The 19,165-nt window shown below is 62.1% G+C and carries 18 protein-coding genes; 12 read left to right on the top strand and 6 right to left on the bottom strand.

The genetic code is table 11. The features are described from left to right. Nucleotides 1-13 precede the first annotated feature (13 nt). Genes V8J83_RS00370 through V8J83_RS00385 form a run of 4 tightly spaced genes read left to right on the top strand, consistent with a single transcriptional unit; the run spans nt 14 to nt 4,166 of the window. A complete protein-coding gene (locus tag V8J83_RS00370; RefSeq protein WP_339982187.1) occupies nt 14-1,411 on the top strand; it encodes a pyridoxal phosphate-dependent decarboxylase family protein in 1,398 nt (465 codons plus the stop codon). A gap of 44 nt (nt 1,412-1,455) precedes the next feature. Beyond that, nucleotides 1,456-2,814 (top strand): glutamine synthetase family protein, encoded by a 1,359-nt coding sequence (locus V8J83_RS00375; protein ID WP_339982189.1) that lies wholly within the window; start codon nt 1,456-1,458, stop codon nt 2,812-2,814. Next, nucleotides 2,811-3,956 carry an iron-containing alcohol dehydrogenase gene (locus V8J83_RS00380; RefSeq protein WP_339982192.1) on the top strand — a complete coding sequence of 382 codons (1,146 nt, stop codon included), beginning with the start codon at nt 2,811-2,813 and terminating at the stop codon, nt 3,954-3,956. Before V8J83_RS00375 ends, V8J83_RS00380 begins: the two co-directional genes overlap by 4 nt. Before the next feature lie 3 nt (nt 3,957-3,959). Then, nucleotides 3,960-4,166 (top strand): hypothetical protein, encoded by a 207-nt coding sequence (locus V8J83_RS00385; protein ID WP_339982195.1) that lies wholly within the window; start codon nt 3,960-3,962, stop codon nt 4,164-4,166. Here V8J83_RS00385 and iolG read toward each other — a convergent pair. The 5 genes from iolG to iolD are packed head-to-tail and all read right to left on the bottom strand — an operon-like array spanning nt 4,163 to nt 9,695. After that, a complete protein-coding gene (iolG, locus tag V8J83_RS00390; RefSeq protein ID WP_339982197.1) occupies nt 4,163-5,149 on the bottom strand; it encodes an inositol 2-dehydrogenase in 987 nt (328 codons plus the stop codon). The two genes, V8J83_RS00385 and iolG, sit on opposite strands and share 4 nt — an antisense overlap. Beyond that, on the bottom strand, nt 5,146-5,991 hold the full coding sequence (locus tag V8J83_RS00395) for a class II fructose-bisphosphate aldolase (protein ID WP_339982200.1): 846 nt from the start codon (nt 5,989-5,991) through the stop codon (nt 5,146-5,148). Before V8J83_RS00395 ends, iolG begins: the two co-directional genes overlap by 4 nt. Further along, nucleotides 5,988-6,827, bottom strand: coding sequence for a 5-deoxy-glucuronate isomerase (locus V8J83_RS00400; protein ID WP_339982202.1), 840 nt, complete (start codon nt 6,825-6,827; stop codon nt 5,988-5,990). Before V8J83_RS00400 ends, V8J83_RS00395 begins: the two co-directional genes overlap by 4 nt. Before the next feature lie 13 nt (nt 6,828-6,840). Then, nucleotides 6,841-7,824, bottom strand: a complete 984-nt coding sequence (gene iolC / locus V8J83_RS00405; protein WP_339982205.1) for a 5-dehydro-2-deoxygluconokinase — start codon at nt 7,822-7,824, stop codon at nt 6,841-6,843. Then, entirely contained in the window at nt 7,824-9,695 is a 1,872-nt protein-coding gene (iolD, locus tag V8J83_RS00410; RefSeq protein WP_339982207.1) for a 3D-(3,5/4)-trihydroxycyclohexane-1,2-dione acylhydrolase (decyclizing), read from the bottom strand. The genes iolC and iolD overlap by 1 nt, the downstream gene beginning before the upstream one ends. Nucleotides 9,696-9,814: 119 nt before the next feature. On the opposite strand from iolD, the gene V8J83_RS00415 reads away from it, so the two are divergent. The 3 genes from V8J83_RS00415 to V8J83_RS00425 are packed head-to-tail and all read left to right on the top strand — an operon-like array spanning nt 9,815 to nt 12,981. Beyond that, nucleotides 9,815-10,918 (top strand): Gfo/Idh/MocA family protein, encoded by a 1,104-nt coding sequence (locus V8J83_RS00415; protein WP_339982209.1) that lies wholly within the window; start codon nt 9,815-9,817, stop codon nt 10,916-10,918. A gap of 11 nt (nt 10,919-10,929) precedes the next feature. Beyond that, nucleotides 10,930-11,820, top strand: coding sequence for a sugar phosphate isomerase/epimerase family protein (locus V8J83_RS00420; protein WP_339982211.1), 891 nt, complete (start codon nt 10,930-10,932; stop codon nt 11,818-11,820). Nucleotides 11,821-11,838: 18 nt separating this feature from the next. After that, on the top strand, nt 11,839-12,981 hold the full coding sequence (locus tag V8J83_RS00425) for a Gfo/Idh/MocA family protein (protein WP_339982213.1): 1,143 nt from the start codon (nt 11,839-11,841) through the stop codon (nt 12,979-12,981). A gap of 81 nt (nt 12,982-13,062) precedes the next feature. On the opposite strand, the gene V8J83_RS00430 is transcribed toward V8J83_RS00425, so the two are convergent. Next, nucleotides 13,063-14,064: a LacI family DNA-binding transcriptional regulator gene (locus V8J83_RS00430; RefSeq protein WP_339982215.1), complete on the bottom strand. Its 1,002-nt coding sequence runs from the start codon at nt 14,062-14,064 to the stop codon at nt 13,063-13,065. Between the two features lie 160 nt (nt 14,065-14,224). Here V8J83_RS00430 and V8J83_RS00435 point away from each other — a divergent pair, with 160 nt between their 5' ends. The 5 genes from V8J83_RS00435 to iolB all read left to right on the top strand — a co-directional run bounded on the left by V8J83_RS00435 (nt 14,225) and on the right by iolB (nt 19,138). Then, a complete protein-coding gene (locus V8J83_RS00435; RefSeq protein WP_339982218.1) occupies nt 14,225-15,175 on the top strand; it encodes a sugar ABC transporter substrate-binding protein in 951 nt (316 codons plus the stop codon). Nucleotides 15,176-15,290: 115 nt separating this feature from the next. Continuing rightward, on the top strand, nt 15,291-16,415 hold the full coding sequence (locus V8J83_RS00440) for an ABC transporter permease (protein ID WP_339982221.1): 1,125 nt from the start codon (nt 15,291-15,293) through the stop codon (nt 16,413-16,415). 2 nt (nt 16,416-16,417) lie between these two features. Beyond that, complete coding sequence (locus V8J83_RS00445) at nt 16,418-17,185, top strand: ATP-binding cassette domain-containing protein (protein WP_339982224.1); 768 nt, start codon at nt 16,418-16,420, stop codon at nt 17,183-17,185. Between the two features lies 1 nt (nt 17,186). Next, nucleotides 17,187-18,368 (top strand): phytanoyl-CoA dioxygenase family protein, encoded by a 1,182-nt coding sequence (locus V8J83_RS00450; RefSeq protein ID WP_339982232.1) that lies wholly within the window; start codon nt 17,187-17,189, stop codon nt 18,366-18,368. Beyond that, on the top strand, nt 18,365-19,138 hold the full coding sequence (gene iolB, locus V8J83_RS00455) for a 5-deoxy-glucuronate isomerase (protein WP_339982235.1): 774 nt from the start codon (nt 18,365-18,367) through the stop codon (nt 19,136-19,138). Before V8J83_RS00450 ends, iolB begins: the two co-directional genes overlap by 4 nt. Nucleotides 19,139-19,165 lie beyond the last annotated feature (27 nt).

Here is a 19,165-nt window from a genome sequence, read left to right on the forward strand (position 1 = left end):
GTCGGGGGCTGCGATGGATTGGGACGAATTCGCCGAATGGGGCACTAAGATAAGCCAATGGGCGGCCGAGTATCACAAGACGCTCGCCGAGCGTCCTGTACGCGCTCAGACGCGCCCCGGTGACATCGCCTCGCAATTGCCAAAGGCACCGCCCGACGCGCCGGAAGGCATGGCGCGCATCCTTGATGATTTCGAACGCATTGCCATGCCGGGCATCACCCATTGGCAGCACCCGCGCTTTTTTGCTTATTTCCCCGCGAACGCGGCCCCTCCGTCGATGTTGGCGGAGTTTCTTGTGACCACCATCGCCGCGCAATGCATGCTGTGGCAGACCTCTCCGGCGGCGACGGAAATCGAAGGCGTGATGATCGATTGGCTGCGGCAGGCTTTGGACCTGCCGGACGCATTCACCGGCGTGATCCAGGACAGCGCGTCCTCTGCCACGTTATCGGCGGTCTTGACGATGCGCGAGCGGGCGACCGGGTTTACCGGCAACCGGGAGGGCCTGAACGCCAAGGGCAACCTGCGCATCTACTGCTCGGATCAGGTGCATTCCTCGATCGACCGCGCCTGTTGGGTCGCGGGGATCGGGCAGGACAATCTGGTGAAACTGCCCACGCGAGGCGCACACTACGCCATGGACGCGCAGGCGCTCGAGGCCGCCATCGCCGCCGACCGCGCTGCAGGCCATGTGCCCGCCGGGATCATCGCGGTCACGGGAGCGACCGGCATTGGGGCGTGCGATGATTTGGAGCCTGTCGCGGACATCGCCGAACGGGAAGGGCTTTACACCCACCTCGACGCCGCATGGGCCGGGGCAGCGATGATATGCCCCGAATATCACGCGCGCTTCTGGCCCGGGGTGGCGGGTTTCGAGAGCATCGTGTTCAACCCGCACAAATGGATGGGCGCTCAATTTGATTGCTCGGTCCAGTTCCTGCGTAACCCGCAGGCGCAATTGAATACCCTCAAGATCGAACCGGAATACCTCAAGACATCCGGCAGCCCCGTGACCAATTATTCGGAATGGACGATCCCGCTTGGCCGACGGTTCCGGGCGCTGAAACTCTGGTTCCTGATCCGTGCCTATGGGCTCGACGGATTGCGCGCGCGGATCCGCAACCATGTCGCCTGGGCGGAGGAGATTTGCGATGCGATCCGGGCGATGGACGGCTTCGAGATCGTGAGCGAGCCGATCCTGAGCCTGTTTTCCTTTCGCTGTCCCGGCGATGACGCGCGGCAGCAACGCCTTGTCGATGCACTCAATGATGACGGACGGATCTACCTGACGCAGGGCTTGCACGAAGGCCGCAAGGTGATCCGGTTTCAGGTCGGCCAATTCGACACGACCCGCGATCATGTGATGATGGCTGCCGACGTCATCGCAGAGGTCAATTCCACCCTCGCCTAACCGGGGCATCCTTGGCAGAGTGAGGCAAAACGGGGGACGCGATCATGACACTGACCTATGAGGCGCTGCAGGCGCAGATCCGCTCAGGCGCGGTGGATACGGTGCTGGTCTGCCTTGTGGACATGCAGGGCCGATTGATGGGCAAACGTTACCATGCCGAGGCGTTTCTCGACATTGCCGAAGGGGAAACCCATTGCTGCACCTACCTGCTCGCCACCGACCTCGCGATGGCCACACCCGATGGCTACGCGTCGTCGTCGTGGGAAAAGGGGTACGGAGACTACATCCTGCGGCCGGACCTTGGCACCTTGCGACCGGTTCCGTGGCTTGAGGGAACGGCGATGGTTCTGTGCGACGTGGTGGACCATCACACGCACGCGCCCGTACCCCACGCTCCGCGTGAGATGCTGAAACAGCAGATCGCGCGCGCGCAGGCGATGGGCCTAAGCCCGGTCATGGCGACGGAGCTGGAGTTTTTCCTGTTCCACGGCACCCATGATCAGATTGCGGATGGCGGCTTTCGCGACCTCAAACCGATCAGCCATTACAACGAGGATTACAATATCTTCCAGACCTCCAAGGAAGAGCCGGTGATGCGCCCGATCCGCAATCATCTGCGCGCCATGGGGGTGCCGGTGGAGGGCACGAAAGGCGAGGCCGAGGCGGGCCAGGAAGAGCTCAACATCCGCTACGCCGACGCGCTGGCTTGCGCCGATCATCACACGTTGGCCAAGCACGCGGTCAAGGAAATCGCGCATCAACAGGGGTTTGCGGCCACGTTCCTGCCCAAACTAAGCGCTGATACGGTTGGCTCTGCGGCGCATATCCATCAATCGCTGTTCCGAGATGGAGCCAACGCTTTCCACGATCCCGCCCACCCGCTTGGCAAATCCGCCTTGATGGACAGCTACATGGCCGGTCTCCTGAAATATGCGGGTGAGGCGACGTATTTCCTGGCCCCCTACATCAACAGCTACAAGCGGTTCGCGCCCGGCACCTTCGCGCCGACGCGTCTGGTCTGGTCCGTCGACAACCGCACCGCCGCGTTCCGCCTGGTCGGTGACGGAACAAAGGGAGTGCGCGTCGAATGCCGCATTCCGGGCGCCGATATGAACCCGTATCTTGGCCTCTCAGCGATGCTGGCTGCAGGCCTTGCTGGGATCGAAGAGGGGCTCTTGCTGCCTGAGGCGTTCAACGGCGATGCCTACGGGGATAAAGACGCGGCAGAAATCCCGCGCACCCTTCGCGAGGCGCGAGATGCGCTGCTCGGTTCGGATATGCTGCGCAACGCGATGGGCGCGGACGTGATCACCCATTATGCCCGTGCAGCGGAATGGGAGATCGAGGACTTCGTGCGCGCCGTCACCGATTACGAGATCAAGCGAGGCTTTGAGAAGGCATGAATTTTCAAGGAAACTGGTCCTATCCCACCGCTATCCGGTTTGGTGCGGGACGCATCGCTGAGCTGGCCAATACCTGCGCAGAAGCCGGGATCAAACGGCCTTTGCTGGTAACGGATCGTGGCTTGGCGAGCCTGCCGATCACTACGCAGGCGCTCGATGTGCTGGAGGCCGCAGGGCTTGGCCGGGCGGTTTTTGCAGATGTCGATCCGAACCCGAACGAACTCAACCTCGCCGCTGGGGTCGCGGCCTACCGCTCCGGCGACCACGATGGGGTGATCGCCTTTGGCGGTGGCTCGGGCCTCGATCTTGGCAAGATGGTCGCCTTCATGGCGGGGCAGGTCCGGCCCGTGTGGGATTTCGAGGATATCGGCGATTGGTGGACGCGCGCGGATGCCGATGCCATCGCCCCCATCGTGGCCGTACCGACCACCGCCGGGACCGGGTCAGAGGTCGGGCGCGCTTCGGTTCTGACCGACAGTCAGACCCATGAGAAGAAGATCATCTTCCACCCGAAGGTCCTTCCATCGGTGGTGATCTGCGACCCCGAACTGACCGTCGGCATGCCGCCTGCGATCACGGCGGGCACCGGCCTTGACGCGTTCGCCCATTGCGTCGAGGCGTTTTCCAGCCCGCACTACCACCCGATGAGCCAGGGCATCGCGCTGGAAGGGATGCGGTTGGTGATCAACAACCTGCCGCGCGCCTATTCCAATGGCGCGGATATCGAGGCGCGTGCGCAGATGATGAGTGCCGCCGCCATGGGCGCCACCGCGTTCCAAAAGGGGCTCGGCGCGATCCACGCTCTGAGCCACCCTGTCGGCGCGATCTTTGGCACGCACCATGGCACAACCAATGCCGTCTGCATGCCCGCGGTTCTTTCGCTTAATGCGCCCGCAATCCGCGACCGTTTTGACCGGGCTGCTGGCTACCTTGGGATGGTTGGGGGCTTCGACGGGTTCTGTGCCTTCGTACAAAGTTTCAACGACAGCCTCGGCATCCCGCGCCGCCTATCCGAACTGGGTGTTTCGGCGGACGCTATGGACGACCTGATCGCCGGTGCGTTGCGCGACCCGTCCTGCGCTGGGAACCCGGTCGAATTGACCGAGCCCAACTTGCGCGCCCTGTTTGAGGCTGTGATCTGAACCATGAAACTCATAGACCCCACGCATCCATTCTACAAACCCGCGTGGCGGCGCTATCTCATTGTCATCGTGTGTTTTGCATGGGCCACGTTCGAGATGAGCCAAGGCAACAGCATCTGGGCCTACCTGTTCGCGGGGGTCGGCGGTTTTCTCGCCTACCACCTGATTTTCGCCTTCCCGAAGGAGCCGCCCGACGGCGAGGCCGATTAAAGCGCCACTGGCTGCCCGGTCTGACACGATTGTGTCGCTGCATCGGCCAGGATCTGCGCTTGCAACCCGTCGCGGATCGACGGGGTTGGCGTCTCCCCCGCCGCGATCGCCGCGATGAAGGCCTTCATCTCGGCTGCATAGGCCGCCTCATAGCGCTCAAGGAAAAAATGCAACGTGGGCGAGCGTTTGAACCCCTCCGCCGTGGCGCTTTCCACTGAGGTCTCCAAGATGTTCTCCGCCCGCAGCATACCGCGTTCGCCGTGCACTTCGATCCGCTGATCGTAGCCATAGGCCGCCCGCCGCGAATTCGAGATTAGGCAGATGCGCCCCGATGCCGTGGTCAGCGTCACCGCCGCTGTATCGACGTCGCCCGCCTCGCCAATCTCCGGGTCCACCAGGCTTGATCCCACAGCATGCAGCGTGGTGAATTCCTCGCCCATCAAGAACCGTGCCATGTCAAAATCGTGGATCATCATGTCCCGAAACAGACCGCCGGAGGTCTTGATGTAGTCGATCGGCGGCGGCGACGGATCGCGTGAGGTGATCTGGATCAATTCGACCGCGCCGATCTCACCGGCCCCTAATCGCGCCTGCAGGGCGGCGAAGTTCGGATCGAAACGCCGGTTGAAGGCGGTAAAAAACGGCACGCCAGCCGCCTCGATCCCGGCCATCAGCGTGCGGATATTGTCGACGGACATGTCCACCGGCTTCTCGCAGAAAATCGCTTTGGACGCCTGCGTGGCGGCCTCGATCTGCGCGAAATGGGTGATGGTGGGCGTGCCGATCACTACCGCGTCGATATCATCCGCGCTCAGGATCGCGTCGGTTTCGCGCAGCTCCGCGCCGGTGGCATCGGCCATGGCCTGTGCAGCCTTCGGTATCGCGTCCGCGACCGCCACGATGCGGGCGATGTTGATCCCCTTCAGCGTGCGGGCATGGACCTGTCCGATGCGTCCGCATCCCAGCAAGCCAATTCTGATCATGCGCATGCCCTTCCCGAAGCGCCGGTGGACCGGATCGCCAACCGCGCCGCCTCCATCACCGGGTCATGTGTGTCTTTGAGGATCTGCACGCGGTCAAACCGGTCAGCATCCGCGTTGACCGCACTGCGCAAGGCCGCGCCAAACGCCATGCGCAGCTCGGTCCCGATGTTGAATTTGCAGATCGCCGATTCTGCGGCCAAAGCCAGCCTTTGCGCATGCGGTACGCCTGATCCGCCATGAACAACCAACGGCACGTCAGTTGCGGCCTCTATGGCGCGAATGCGCGCCTCATCCAGACCGCCCTCGTGATTTTGTTGCAGATGCACGTTGCCGACGCTGATCGCCATCGCATCCACGCCCGTCTCCGTCGCGAAACAAGCGGCTTCTTCGGGGTCGGTTCCTGCGCTGTCCTCTCCGCCGGAATAGCCGACAAAGCCGATCTCGCCCTCGGCGGAAATGCCGGCGGAATGGGCCAGTTTCACAACCGCGCGTGTTTGGGCGATGTTGTCTTTCAGCCGCAGGCGAGAGCCGTCGAACATCAACGAGGTGAACCCCGCCGCAAGCGCCTCTTCGCATTCGTCTATCGTGTAGCCGTGATCCAGATGCGCCACTACGGGGACGTCGACCTCGCTCGCCAAAACCCGGAACATCTTGGCAAGCACCGGCAAGGGCGTGTGCTCGCGACAGGACGGCCCCGCCTGCAGGATCACCGGCGCGCGCTCCGCCTGCGCGGCCATCGCATAGGCTCGCATGTCCTCCCATCCCAGGCAAACCAGCCCCGGAACCGCGTAGCCCCCGATCAAGGCGGGCTTTAAGACGTCGTGCAAGGTGGCCAGCGTCATTTGAACTTGGCCACCATGTCCATGATGCCAGGGATCGTATGCAATTGCTCGGCGTGGGTGGGTTGGAAGTATTGCTTCAGACTCCGTTGGGACAATCCGCCCAAGATCGTGAAATAGTACATTTCATACCCCGGCAAGGCACAGCAGGGATGATAGCCCTTGTCGATCAGAACCGTGGATCCGTCCATGATGTGATAGGCGTCGCCGGGCTTATTATCCTCGCGCTGCAGCATCTGCAGGCCCGAGCCGTAGTTTGGCTTGAAACGGAAGTTGTAGCATTCGTCGTGGCGGGTTTCATCAGGAAGCTGGTCGGTGTCGTGCTTATGTGACGGGAACCCCGACCACCCTCCGGCGCCCACCGTGAACAATTCAGAGACCAGCAGGCGCCCAACCCGGTCATGGTGGTTCGCGCCAAGAATATGCTTGATTTTGCGATGCGTCTTCGTGTCATCGCTGCCATATTGCACAAGGTCCAGATCATCTGCACGCACAGCGAACGGGCTTAGCGTTTCAGCGAATTTAGCGCCTGCGATGAAGGTTTCGGTATCGGTCTGCGCGGTGATGCGCGCGCCCGTTGCCGTTGGCACGTACACACCCTCCGGGTCCCCGTCCCAGACGTCCTTACCCCGATTGCCGATCTGGTCGAACGCCGTGCCATCCACCTCGACATCCACCGTTCCGGTCGCGGGCACAATGCAGGTCTCGTAGCCATCAAGCTTGTAGGCGAAATGTTCGCCAGCTTTCAGTTTTACAATGTTGAAATATGTCAGCGGCACATGCGCGTCGTCCACATCCACGATGGCCTTGTTCTTGTTGTCATGCGGGGCGATGTGCATCCTGCGTTCCTTTTCAGGCAGCTGTCGGGCCGGGGTGATCGGCCAAGAAGGCGTTCAAAGCGGCGGTGTCTGGCATGGCGGGCGCGCATCCGGACCGCGCCACCACCATCGACGCACAGGCAGAGCCGCGCAGCACCGCGTCCTTCAGTCTGCGCCCGTCCGCGAGCCCGGCCATCAACCCGGCCATGAAGCTATCCCCGGCGCCGGTCGGTTTCACCGCGTCGGCGGGGTAGATACCGGTTCTGATTTCTGCACCATCCGCGAAAGTCACCGCGCCATCAGCTCCCATTTTGTAAACCACGATGGCCGCTGTTGTCTGCGCCAGCGTGCGTGCCTTGGCCAGGCCCTTGTCGAGATCGCCCGCCATGAACCCGAATTCCTCGTCATTGCCGACGATCACGTCCGACTTGGCCCCCGCACGGGACAGGACATCGGCGGCAACCTCCGCGGAGGGCCAGGAATAGGGGCGGTAATCCACGTCGAAGATGATCGGAAGACCCGCCGCGCGAGCCAGTTCGAACGCCCGAAATGCCGCGCTCCGGGAGGGCTCGGCTGCAAACACCGTGCCTGCAGTGATCAACGCCGAAAACATGCCGTAGTCCACGGCCTCGACATCTGCACGCGACATCTGGAAATCCGCGGCATTGTTGCGATAGATCACCGATTGATGGTCTTCCACCCGGGTCTCGTAAACCGCAAGCGACGTGCGTTCCTCGCCCCGGATCGTGCGCACGTGGGTGCGGCCAACGCCGTAAGCGTCGAGTTGGTTCACGCAATAACGCCCGACTGCATCGTCGGATACGCAGGTCACGAGATCAGCCTTGAGCCCGAGCTTCACAAGCCCCGCGGCGATGTTCGCACTCGACCCGCCCATCGCAACATTCATCTGCGTTGCGTCTTCGGTCCGCGCGCGATCGACGGGCGACAAGTCCATGCCAACGCGCCCGATCACCACGAAACGTCCCTTCCGGATCCCGTCGATCACGCGGTTGCCCATCACATGCCCTGCCGCTGCTTAACGCGCTCGGCTTCCCATTCCGCGTGTTTTTCGCGGACGTTTGCGTTCTCTGAAACCTCTGCGGTTCCGACCTCCCACCAGGTGTGGCCCTCATTCGTCCAGCCTTCGTACGCATCGACCTTCATGACGATCACACTTGTCTTGTCGGAGGCCTTTGCGCGTTTGAATGCCTCGCCCAATTCCGTGGGATTTGCTACCGTAACGGCATCCGCGCCCATCGACCGCGCATGGGCTTCGAAATCGACGGCAAAGGGGTCTGGTACGGTTGGGCAGTCCTTTATCAGGTTGTTGAAACTCTCGTTGCCGGTGTTGTTTTGCAGCTTGTTGATCACCGCAAAGCCGCCATTGTCGAGCACAAGGATGATCAGTTTCTTCTGGGTCAGGACACTTGAATAGATGTCTGAATTCATCAATAGATAACTACCGTCTCCGGCAAAAACGATTGTATCGGCTGTGGACTCACGTTCGGTTTGTGCAATGCGTGCACCCCAGCCTCCGGCGATTTCATACCCCATGCAGCTGAATCCGAACTCTACGTCGACCGTGCCGATGTCGCGCGTGCGCCAATTGGCCGTGACTTCCGCGGGCAAGCCTCCGGCGGCCGTCACAATCCGGTCGCGCGTGTCGCAAAGGTCGTTCACAACGCCGATGGCCTGAGCGTATGAATTCGGTCTGTTGCCATGGGCGACGTTATCGGCAACGTAGCTGTCCCATGTCGCCCGCTCGGCCTTTGCATGTTCGGTCCAAGCGATCGGTGCGCGATACTCGTCCAGCGCCTGACTAAGGGCGCGAAGGCTCTCCCGCGCATCCCCGATCACGGGTCGCGACAAATGTTTCGTCGCATCGTGGCGGCCAACGTTCATCCCGATGATCTGCGCGTCCTTGGCGAAGGCGGTCCAAGAGCCGGTTGTGAAATCCTGCAACCGTGTGCCAACCGCCAGGATTACGTCGGCCTCTGCGGCGATCGTGTTGGCCGAGTTCGATCCGGTCACGCCCACCGGCCCGATGTTCAGCGCGTGTTCGGCCACCATGTTCGCGCGCCCTGCGATGGTTTCCACAACCGGGATCGCATGCGTCTCGGCAAATGTCGTCAACGCGGCCACCGCGCCCGAATACTGGACGCCGCCGCCCGCGATAATCATCGGACGTTTTGCCTGTGCCAGAAGGGCCATGGCCTCTGCGATCTCTGCTGCATCCGCGGCCTGCCGCCGAATGCGGTGCACGCGCCGGTCGAAAAACGACACTGGATAATCGTACGACCACCCCTGCAAATCTTGCGGCAAGCCAAGGAAGGCAGGGCCGCAATCCGCCGGATCGAGCATTGTGTTGAGCGCGGCCGGAAGCGATTGGATCACCTGCGCGGGATGTGTGATGCGATCCCAATAACGCGTCACGGCCTTGAATGCATCGTTCAGGCCAAGCGTTGGATTGCCGAAATGCTCCAACTGCTGCAACACCGGATCCGGCAAGCGGGTCAGAAACGTATCCCCGCACAACATCAAAATCGGCAAACGGTTGGCATGGGCGAGCGCCGACGCTGTCAGAAGGTTCGCGGTGCCTGGCCCCGCAGACGCGGTGCAAAACATGAATCGCTTGCGCAGGTGATATTTCGCATAGGCCGCCGCCGCGAAGCCCATGCTTTGTTCGTTTTGGCCACGATAAAGCGGCATTTCATCTTGAACCGGAAACAGGGCCTCGCCGAGGCAGGGCACATTGCCATGGCCAAATATCCCGAAACCACCGCCGCAAATCCGCGTCTCGACACCGTCAATCTCGATGAACTGGTTCATCAGATAGCGTACGATGGCTTGGGCAACGGTCAACCGAATGGTCTGGCCTTGAGCGGTCATGATCTCTCCCCATGTCCAGGCGCTGCCGGCTTTGGTCCGGTCGATGGCTATTGCGCCGCTTAGGCCATCAGGATACGTGTTTTGCAACCGGTTGCAACTAGGATCAGCGAGAGGGCAACATGGCGGAGATCGGGATCGGCCTGATCGGCGGTGGCTACATGGGCAAGGCCCACGCTGTGGCTATGGCCTCGGTCGGGGCGGTGTTCAACACAGGCCTGCGCCCTCGGCTTGAGATGATTGCGGCGGCGTCCGACCAATCGGCAGAACGCCACCGCGCGGCTTACGGCTTTGCGCGCGCGACGGGCGATTGGCGCAAACTGCTGGCCGATCCGGCCGTTGAAGCCATTGTGATCGCGTCCCCGCAGACGACGCATCGCGCCATTGCCGAGGCGGCCTTTGCGGCTGGGAAGCCGGTTTTTTGTGAGAAGCCACTGGGGGCATCAATCGAAGACGCGCGCGCGATGGTTGCGGCGGCAGAGGCCAGCGGGTTGGTGAACATGATCGGGTTCAACTACGTCCGCACGCCTGCGACGCAGTTTGTGCGACAGCTGCTGGCGGAGGGTGCCATTGGCGATGTGACGTGGTTTCGCGGCGAGCATACCGAAGACTTTCTGGCTGATCCGAACTTGCCCGTGACTTGGCGCACGCAGGGGCGGGCGAATGGCTGCATGGGTGATCTTGCGCCGCACATGATCAATTGCGCGTTGGCTTTGGTGGGCCCGATTGCGGAGGTTTCAGCCCGGATCGAGACAGTCCATGGCCAGCGCTCGGGCGGCGAGGTCGACAATGATGACCATGCTCAGCTGATGGTTGAGTTTGCGGGCGGGGCCATGGGGCACCTCTATTTCAGCCGCGTGGCGACTGGGCGAAAAATGGGCTATGCCTATGAAATACACGGCACAAAGGGATCCATCCGGTTCGATCAGGAGGATCAGAATGCGGTCCATCTCTATTGCGCGGAAGGGCCTGAAGCGACGCGGGGGTTCGTGAAAATCCTGACCGGGCCGGAGCATCCGGATTACCTGCCGTTTTGTCAGGGTCCGGGGCATGGCACGGGGTATCAGGATCAGATCATCATCGAGGCGCGCGACTTTCTTCAGGCCATCGAAAATGGGGAGGCCGTATGGCCGACGTTCAGAGATGGGCTGGATGTGGCTTGCGTCATCGACACCGCCTTCATCGCTGCCGAAACTGGTGGCTGGGTCTCTATCCCTCAGAATTGAAGAGGAAAATCATGACTATCCGTATCGGAAATGCACCCTGTTCCTGGGGTGTGGAATTCGCGGGCGATCCGCGCAATCCGGCCTGGCGCAGCGTTTTGAAAGACTGCGCTGCGGCGGGGTATACGGGGATCGAGCTGGGGCCGGTGGGCTTCATGCCGGAAGATCCGGTGGAACTGGGCGAGGCGTTGGCTGAGCATGAGTTGCACCTGATCGGCGGAGTTGTGTTTCGCCCGTTCCACGACCCTGAGGCTTGGGACGATGTCCTCGACGGTGCCGTGCGGACCTGCAAGGCTTTGGTCGCACATGGCGCGCAACACTTGGTATTGATCGACTCCATTTCACCACGCCGTGCCCCCACAGCGGGCCGCGCGGACGCCGCCGAGCAAATGCGCGCCTCCGAATGGACGGCGTATCGCGACCGGATCGCGCAGATCGCGCGAATGGGGTCGGAAGAATATGGCCTGACCGTGGGCATTCATGCCCATGCGGCCGGGTTCCTGGATTTCGAGCCCGAGCTTGACCGCCTTCTATCAGAAGTTTCCGAAGATATTCTTAAGATCTGCTTTGACACCGGGCACCATTCCTATGCCGGATTTGATCCCGTGGCCTTCATGGCGCGCAACATGGATCGGATTTCCTACATGCATTTCAAAGACATTGATCCCGTCGTTAAAGCGGATGTCATCGCAAAAGGGACAGGGTTCTATGAGGCCTGTGGCCAGGGGATTTTCTGCAATCTTGGTCAAGGGGACGTGCGGTTCGAGGCCGTGCGCAAGGTTTTGCTGGATCACGGGTTCGAAGGCTGGTGCACGGTGGAGCAGGATTGCGACCCGACGCTTGACGTGCGGCCCGTGGACGATGCGGTGGCGAACCGCAAATATTTGGAAAATATTGGCTTTTAAGGGAGGGAGGTGCGGGCCATGGCAATGTTGAATTGGGGTATGATCGGGGGCGGTGAGGGCTCTCAAATCGGGCCGGCGCATCGGTTGGGAGCGCAGGCGGATGGCAATTTTGTGTTGTCTGCCGGGGCTTTGGATCACGACGCCGTGGCGGGCAGGACCTATGCACAGCGACTTGGGGTCGCCGCGGACCGGGCCTATGGCGATTGGCGCGAGATGTTGGCGGGCGAAAAGGACCGTGAGGATCGGGTGGATTTGGTGACGGTAGCCACGCCGAATGCCACGCACTTCGAGATCGCCAAGGCATTTTTAGAAAGCGGTTTCAATGTCTTATGTGAAAAGCCAATGACGATGAGCGTGGAAGAAGGCGAGGAGATCGTGAAGATCGCGGAGGCGTCTGGCAAGATCTGCGCGGTCAATTATTGCTACTCGGCCTATCCGATGGTGCGGGAGATGAAGCACCTCGTAAGTAACGGGCATATCGGGAAAATCCGGCTTGTGGTGACGAATTTCTCGCATGGCCACCATGGTGATGCGGGGGACGCGGACAATCCACGGGTGCGCTGGCGCTATGATCCGGCGATGGCAGGGGTCTCCGGGCAGTTCGCGGATTGCGGCATTCATGCACTTCATATGGCCAGTTTCATCTCCGGTCAGGAGGTCACGGAATTGAGCGCGGATTTCGCCTCGACCATCGACAGCCGGGCTCTCGAAGACGATGCGATGGTGAACTTTCGCATGGACGGTGGCGCGGTCGGGCGGCTTTGGACAAGCTCTGTCGCGATCGGTCGGCAGCATGGGTTCGACATCCAAGTATTTGGAGAAACGGGAGGATTCCGCTGGGCCAGTGAGCAGCCGAACCAGGTGTATTACACGCCTGTGGGCGGGCGGACGCAGATCATGGAGAAGGGCGAAGCGGGCTTGAGCGATGAGGCGCAGCGGTTGAGCCGGGTGGCGATTGCGCATCCCGAAGGCTTCCCGCTGGCGGTGGCGAATATCTACGTCGACCTCGCCGCCGCGATCCGCAATGAGTCCAGTGGTCATTACCCAACAGCATTGGATGGATTGCGGTCGATGGCGGCGGTTTACGCGGCGGTGGCCTCGGCCGGGGAGCGTGGAAAATGGGTCGATGCCCGGCCGCCGATGCTCCGCGTGCAGGGGTAAATTTTCCTGTAGTTTTTCTGTAGTTTTTTTAGAGCTACCAAATCGCGCACGAATTCTGGTCCTTGCGTCAATTTTGGTGCGTCAGGGCACTGGGCGCAGGGTTCCGCGCTCGACCACGCGGCAAGGGAACAGCCGGGTTTCGGGGTGGCGCTTGGGATCTTCGACCGTGTCGACCACCAGGTCGATTGAGGCGCCAATGATTTCGGCCACCGGTTGTCGGATGGTGGTCAGGTTGATGTTTTGCCAACCCGACATCTGCATGTCGTTCAGGCCGATGATGCCGATGTCTTCGGGGCAGCGCAGCCCGGCCTCCTGCACGGCGGAGAGCGCGCCGATGGACAGAACATCGTCGCCGCAGAAATACGCCTGAGCCGGGGCCTGCATCAGGCGTTTGGTCATCTCGACCCGGCCCGCGTCGAAGGAATAAGCGGAGGCGTAGCTGACGGAGACGTCGATGTCGGGATGTTCGCGCATTGCGGCCATGAACCCGAGCGCGCGGTCCTGGGTTGAGGTGGCATTTTCGGGCCCGCCGAGAAAGGCCACGCGGCTGTAGCCGCGCGCGATCAGCGCCTCGCCGGCCATGCGCCCGCAGGCGACGTTGTCGATGCCCACGACATGGACCTGCGGCGCGGTGGTGAAGCGGCCGAAGGAGTTCACGACGGGAATGCCGGCGGCGCGATAGGCCTCGGCGAACGACGGCGGCAGGGTGGAGGAAGCGACGATGGCGCCGTCCACGGAATATTGCCGGAGCATACGGACGGAGGCGTCGGGGTCGGTTTCCTCGGTGGACAGGTTGACGAGGAGCGGGCGCAACCCGCGATCCTGCAAGCCACGGGTGAAGCGGTCGAAGACTTCGAGGAAAAGCGGGTTGTGGAAGTTGTTGGAGACCAGGCCGATGAGCTTGGTGCGCCCGGTCGTGAGGCTGGAGGCGAGCGCGTTGGGCGAATATCCGAGCGCATCGGCGGCACGTTCGACCTTGGCGCGGGTCTTGGACGACACGGAGGCGCCTTCGGTGAAGGTGCGCGAGACGGCGGAGGTCGAAACCCCGGCTTTTTCGGCCACGTCCTTGAGGGTCACACCCATCCTATTGCTTTCATTTGCAAGGAATTGCAGCCCGTTAGGGCCGGTTTGCTAACGAGACGTAAATCGCATTTTGCAACCGGTTGCAACGAATCTGAATCGTCGCTACGTTTTTTCCAAGGTGGGCGCGAGCGACCCGCCCCATGAATATTGGGAGGACATCATGAATAGATTTCTGAAGACGGTTGCCGCAGCCGCGTTGGTTGCCGCCACGCCGTTCGCAGCCATTGCCGACGGCCATCAGGGCGGCGAGCGTTACATTCTGGTCAGCCACGCGCCCGATAGCGACAGCTGGTGGAACACGATCCGCAACGCGTTGAGCCTTGCGGGCGAGCAGATGGGTGTCGAGGTCGAGTACCGCAACCCGCCGACCGGCGACATCGCCGATATGGCGCGCATCATCGAGCAGGCCGCAGCAAGTGGGCCGGACGGCATCATCACGACACTGGCCGATCCGACGGTTTTGAGCGACTCGATCTCTGCGGCCGTGGATGCGGGCATCGACGTGATCATCATGAACTCCGGCACGCCCGAGCAGGCCGCCGAAGTGGGCGCGTTGATGTATGTCGGCCAGCCGGAATACGACGCGGGCCTGGCCGCCGGTCAGCGCGCGGCGCGTGATGGCGTCACGAGCTTTCTTTGCGTGAACCACGTGATCTCGAACCCGGTTGTGGCCGAGCGGTGCCAGGGCTTTGCCGATGGGCTTGGCGTCGAGCTGGGCGAGAGCATGATCGACGCGGGCCAGGACCCGGCGGAGATCCAGAACCGGGTCATGGCGTATCTAAACGCGAACCCCGAAACCGACGGTATCCTGACGCTGGGGCCGACCAGTGCGGATCCGACGATCCTGGCGCTGGAAGAGATGGGGCTTGCGGGCGACATCTATTTCGGGACTTTCGATCTGGGCGAGAACATCGTGCAGGGCATCCGCGACGGTGTGATCGAATGGGGCATCGACCAACAGCCGTTCTTACAGGCGTATCTGCCGGTTGTCGTTCTGACCAATTATCACCGTTACGGCGTGCTGCCGGGCAACAACATCAACTCCGGCCCCGGTTTCATCACCGCCGATGGGCTTGAGATGGTCGAAGCCCTGGCGGGCGAATTCCGCTAAGGCGCGGCTGACCTGAGCTCACGGGCAAACGGGGCAGGCGGCGGCGACGCGGCCTGCCCTTTTTCAATCCGGCGACATCTTTTTCGACACGCATGACGACATGGAGAGACGGGACATGGCTGAGGCAGAGGGTGCCGCGGGGGGCACGGACGAACGGGTCAAGGAAATCGGAGGGCTGCGGTCATGGTTGATCCGGCCCGAATTGGGCGGGATCGTGGGCACCATCGCGGTGTTCGTATTTTTCGGAATTCTCGCGGGCGACAGCGGCATGTTCAACGCGCAGGGCATCATGAACTGGTCGGTCGTATCGGCGCAATTCATGATCATCGCGGTGGGCGCGTGTATGTTGATGGTGGCCGGTGAATTCGATCTTTCGGTGGGCTCGATGATCGGGTTCGCGGGCATTTCGATTGCGATGTTCGGCGTGGTCTGGGGCTTTCCGATGTGGATGGCGATCCTGATCACGTTTGCGATCTGCATCTCGATCGGGGCGCTGAATGGCTTGATCGTGGTGCGCACGGGATTGCCGAGTTTCATCGTGACGCTGGCGTTTTTGTTCATCTTGCGCGGCTTCACGATCTTCATCCCGCAGACGGTGGAAAGCCGGACGATCATCGGCGGCATCGAGGAGGCGGCGGAGGGGGATTGGCTGGCGTCGATCTTTGCCACGGACATCATGGGATGGCTGTTCGTGTGGCTGGCCGACATCGGCTGGGTCGACACGTTCACGCGCGGCAACCGCGAGGGCGAGCCGGTCATCAGCGGCATCCCGATGCTGATCATCTGGGCGTTGGTGCTGGTGGTGATCGGGCATCTGATCCTGACGCGGACGCGGTTCGGCAACTGGATCTTCGCGGCCGGCGGTGACGCGCAGGCGGCGCGTTATGTGGGCGTGCCGGTGGACCGGGTGAAGATCTGCATGTTCATGACGACGGCGTTTTGTTCGACGGTTTTCGCATGCTGCCAGGTGTTCGAGTTCGGCTCGGCGGCGGCGGACCGGGGCATCCTTAAGGAATTCGAGGCGATCATCGCGGTGGTCATCGGCGGCGCGCTTCTGACGGGGGGCTACGGCTCGGTCGTGGGGGCGGCGCTGGGGGCGTTGATCTTCGGCGTGGTGCAGCAGGGGCTGTTCTTCGCGGATGTGGAATCGAGCCTGTTCCGGGTGTTTCTGGGCGTGATCTTGTTGTTCGCGGTGATCCTGAACACCTACATCCGCCGCATCATCACGGGGGAGCGTTAACCATGTCGGATGTGTTGGTTCATATGGAAGAGATCACCAAGCATTTCGGGCCGGTGATCGCGCTCAACGGGGTGTCGTTCGACGTGAAGGCGGGGGAATGCCACTGCCTTCTGGGCGACAATGGCGCGGGGAAATCGACCTTCATCAAGACGATGTCGGGGGTGCATAAACCGACGTCGGGCAAGATCTTGTTCGAAGGGCGCGAGATGAATTTCTCGTCCCCGCGCGACGCGATGGAGGCGGGGATTGCGACGGTTTATCAAGACCTTGCGATGATCCCGCTGATGAGCGTCACGCGCAATTTCTGGATGGGGCGGGAGCCGAAGAAGGGTCTGTTCATCGATTTCGACAAGGCCAATTCCACGACGATGGCCGAGATGAAGAAGATGGGGATCAACCTGCGCTCGCCCGATCAGGCCGTGGGCACCCTTTCGGGAGGCGAGCGGCAGACGGTTGCGATAGCGCGCGCGGTCTATTTCGGGGCCAAGGTCCTGATCCTTGACGAGCCGACGAGCGCGCTTGGCGTGCGGCAGACGTCGAACGTTCTGGCGACCGTGGACAAGGTGCGCAAGAACGGCATCGGGGTGGTGTTCATCACCCACAACGTGCGCCACGCGATGGCGGTGGGCGACCGGTTCACAGTTCTTAACAGAGGTAAGACTTTGGGCACGGCGGCGCGTGGAGAGATCACGCCGGAGGACTTGCAGGATCTGATGGCCGGTGGTCAGGAAATGGCGCAGCTTGAAGGCTCGCTTGGCGGGACCGTCTGAGATGGCGATGGCGGGGGGGTGGTTCGGCGAAGGCGCTCTGGACGTGGAGGCGTTCCGCGCCTTGGTGGGGCAAACGCTCGACCCTGCCCGCGTGCCCCATGCGCGGCGGATCGAGGCCAACGTGCCGGTCTATGACGTGGGCATCGGCACGGCGGGGCCGGGCAACACGATCCTGAACGAATATGGTAAATGGGCCCTGATGCAGGAATGGATGTGGGTCCTGCGCGACGGGCCGGGGGCGTTGAAGATCGAGAACGCCTATGCCGATACGGGCGTGATCGACGCGGCCACCGAGATCTTTGACAAGATCATCGCGCAAGAGGCCGAGGCGGGCCTTGGCGGCGGGGATCATTTCGCCAAGCCCGGAACGAATGCGCGGATCTGGAACGCGTTGGAAAAGCTGTGCCGCGCCGATCCGGAGGTCTTCGCGCGCTACCACGGATGCGCGGCGATTGATGCGGTGTCGCAGGCCTGGGTCGGGCCGTGGTATCAGATGACCGCGCAGGTCAACGTCGTGCGACCTGGCGGTAAGGCGCAATCCGCGCATCGTGACTACCACCTTGGTTTCATGGACAAGGTCCATGCGGGCGAATTCCCGCCCCATATCCATGAGCTGTCCCCGATGCTGACTCTGCAAGGCGGTGTCGCCCATTGCGACGTTCCGGTGGAGGCCGGGCCCACGAAGCTGTTGCCATTTTCGCAAGGCTTTGTGCCGGGTTACATGGCATTTCACGAGGCGGCATTTGCCGAGGTGTTCGAAGACACCTTCGTGCAGGTGCCGTTGGCCAAGGGCGATTTGGTGTTCTTCAACCCGGCGCTGTTCCATGCGGCGGGCGACAACCGCACGCCGGGCGTGCAGCGCATGGTGAACCTGTTCCAGGTGTCGTCGTGCATGGGCCGCGCGATGGAGGTCGTGGACCGTGATGCGATGTGCCGGATGTTGTATCCTGTGGTGCAGCGGATGCAGGTTACGGGCGGATTTGCGCCCGGCGGCATGGACGCGGTGATCAATGCGGCGGCGGAGGGCTATGCCTTTCCCACCCATCTCGACAGTGATCCGCCCAAAGGGGGACGGGCGCCGGAATCGATGGTGTTCCTGTTCCGACGGGCGTTGGAGCGGGGCATGCTGCCGGAGCAGTTCGAGGCGGAAATGGACAAGCTGAAGGAGCGGCGCAGGGCATGAGTTTACTGGTGAAACCCGAGGGCACGCGGGGCCGTGTTCATGCGATCACGCCCGAACGCGCCGGGTGGGGGTATGTGGGTTTTGACGTCTGGCATCTGGCGCCGGGTGAGGTGGCGGAGGGATTTGAGGCGGGGCGCGAGGTGATCCTTGTGTTGGTTGAGGGGCGCGCGGTGGTCGAGGGCTTCGGCGAGATGGGCGTGCGGATGAGCGTGTGGGAAAAGACCCCGCCTGCCTGCGCCTATAGGCCGGGCGATTGGCAGGTCACGGCGGTCAGCGATTGCGTGCTCGCGGTGTGTTCCGCGCCGGGTACGAGCGCGCGGCCTGCGCAGGTGTTGGGGCCGGATGGGATCGAGATGGTGGAGCGGGGGCAGGGCACCAACCTGCGCCATATCCACAACATCGCGATGGAGGATCGTGACGTTGCCGACAGCCTTCTTGTAACAGAAGTTTTCACGCCTGCGGGCCATTGGAGCAGCTACGCGCCGCATCGCCATGACGAGGATGACTTCCCGCGCATCACCTATCTGGAGGAGACGTATTATCACCGGTTGAACCCGGGCACAGGGTTCGGGGTGCAGCGGGTGTTTACCGAGGACGGGACGCTCGACGAGACGATGGCGGTGAGCGACGGTGACGTGGTGTTGGTGCCCAAGGGGCATCATCCGTGTGGGACGCCTTACGGGGTTGAGATGTATTACCTCAACGTGATGGCGGGGCCGCGTCGGGCCTGGCGGTTCGAGGCGCACCCGGATTTCGCGCATCTGATGTGAGAATTGGTACGATCCGGGGCGTCGCTG

This window comes from Gymnodinialimonas ulvae, from assembly GCF_037543845.1.
GTDB lineage: Bacteria > Pseudomonadota > Alphaproteobacteria > Rhodobacterales > Rhodobacteraceae > Gymnodinialimonas > Gymnodinialimonas ulvae.

Bases quoted from the DNA above. Each gene is read 5' to 3' on its own strand.
- V8J83_RS00370 (WP_339982187.1), top strand. From the start codon at position 14: ATGGATTGGGACGAATTCGCCGAATGGGGCACTAAGATAAGCCAATGG.
- V8J83_RS00375 (WP_339982189.1), top strand. From the start codon at position 1,456: ATGACACTGACCTATGAGGCGCTGCAGGCGCAGATCCGCTCAGGCGCG.
- V8J83_RS00380 (WP_339982192.1), top strand. From the start codon at position 2,811: ATGAATTTTCAAGGAAACTGGTCCTATCCCACCGCTATCCGGTTTGGT.
- V8J83_RS00385 (WP_339982195.1), top strand. From the start codon at position 3,960: ATGAAACTCATAGACCCCACGCATCCATTCTACAAACCCGCGTGGCGG.
- iolG (WP_339982197.1), bottom strand. From the start codon at position 5,149: ATGATCAGAATTGGCTTGCTGGGATGCGGACGCATCGGACAGGTCCAT.
- V8J83_RS00395 (WP_339982200.1), bottom strand. From the start codon at position 5,991: ATGACGCTGGCCACCTTGCACGACGTCTTAAAGCCCGCCTTGATCGGG.
- V8J83_RS00400 (WP_339982202.1), bottom strand. From the start codon at position 6,827: ATGCACATCGCCCCGCATGACAACAAGAACAAGGCCATCGTGGATGTG.
- iolC (WP_339982205.1), bottom strand. From the start codon at position 7,824: ATGGGCAACCGCGTGATCGACGGGATCCGGAAGGGACGTTTCGTGGTG.
- iolD (WP_339982207.1), bottom strand. From the start codon at position 9,695: ATGACCGCTCAAGGCCAGACCATTCGGTTGACCGTTGCCCAAGCCATC.
- V8J83_RS00415 (WP_339982209.1), top strand. From the start codon at position 9,815: ATGGCGGAGATCGGGATCGGCCTGATCGGCGGTGGCTACATGGGCAAG.
- V8J83_RS00420 (WP_339982211.1), top strand. From the start codon at position 10,930: ATGACTATCCGTATCGGAAATGCACCCTGTTCCTGGGGTGTGGAATTC.
- V8J83_RS00425 (WP_339982213.1), top strand. From the start codon at position 11,839: ATGGCAATGTTGAATTGGGGTATGATCGGGGGCGGTGAGGGCTCTCAA.
- V8J83_RS00430 (WP_339982215.1), bottom strand. From the start codon at position 14,064: ATGGGTGTGACCCTCAAGGACGTGGCCGAAAAAGCCGGGGTTTCGACC.
- V8J83_RS00435 (WP_339982218.1), top strand. From the start codon at position 14,225: ATGAATAGATTTCTGAAGACGGTTGCCGCAGCCGCGTTGGTTGCCGCC.
- V8J83_RS00440 (WP_339982221.1), top strand. From the start codon at position 15,291: ATGGCTGAGGCAGAGGGTGCCGCGGGGGGCACGGACGAACGGGTCAAG.
- V8J83_RS00445 (WP_339982224.1), top strand. From the start codon at position 16,418: ATGTCGGATGTGTTGGTTCATATGGAAGAGATCACCAAGCATTTCGGG.
- V8J83_RS00450 (WP_339982232.1), top strand. From the start codon at position 17,187: ATGGCGATGGCGGGGGGGTGGTTCGGCGAAGGCGCTCTGGACGTGGAG.
- iolB (WP_339982235.1), top strand. From the start codon at position 18,365: ATGAGTTTACTGGTGAAACCCGAGGGCACGCGGGGCCGTGTTCATGCG.